The sequence below is a fragment of the Pantoea sp. SIMBA_079 genome, assembly GCF_046940275.1.
In the GTDB taxonomy this organism is placed as follows: domain Bacteria; phylum Pseudomonadota; class Gammaproteobacteria; order Enterobacterales; family Enterobacteriaceae; genus Pantoea; species Pantoea borealis.
Window position 1 is genome coordinate 1 of the sequence record NZ_JAWRYR010000053.1, and the last position, 443, is coordinate 443.

Sequence of the window (443 nt, forward strand, 5' to 3'; positions counted from 1 at the left end):
TGCGCATCCACGGCCTGTCGGACGTGATGCAGGGCGAAATGCTCGAGTTTCCGGGCAACACGTTCGGCCTCGCGCTGAACCTCGAGCGCGACTCGGTCGGCGCTGTGATTCTCGGCGAATACGAACACATCTCGGAAGGCGACATCGTCAAGACGACGGGCCGCATTCTCGAAGTTCCGGTGGGTCCGGAACTCGTCGGCCGCGTGGTCGACGCGCTCGGCAACCCGATCGACGGCAAGGGCCCGATCGACGCCAAGCTCACCGCACCGGTCGAGCGCGTCGCGCCCGGCGTGATCTGGCGCAAGTCGGTCGACCAGCCCGTGCAGACCGGCTACAAGTCCGTCGATGCGATGATCCCGATCGGCCGCGGCCAGCGCGAGCTGGTCATCGGCGACCGTCAGACGGGCAAGACCGCGCTCGCGATCGACGCCGTGATCAACCAG

General features: G+C 67.0%; 1 pseudogene. It reads left to right on the forward strand.

Going from position 1 to position 443, the window contains the following annotated elements:
* Window positions 1-443, forward strand: a pseudogene (locus SB719_RS19050) (F0F1 ATP synthase subunit alpha); the annotation flags it as partial.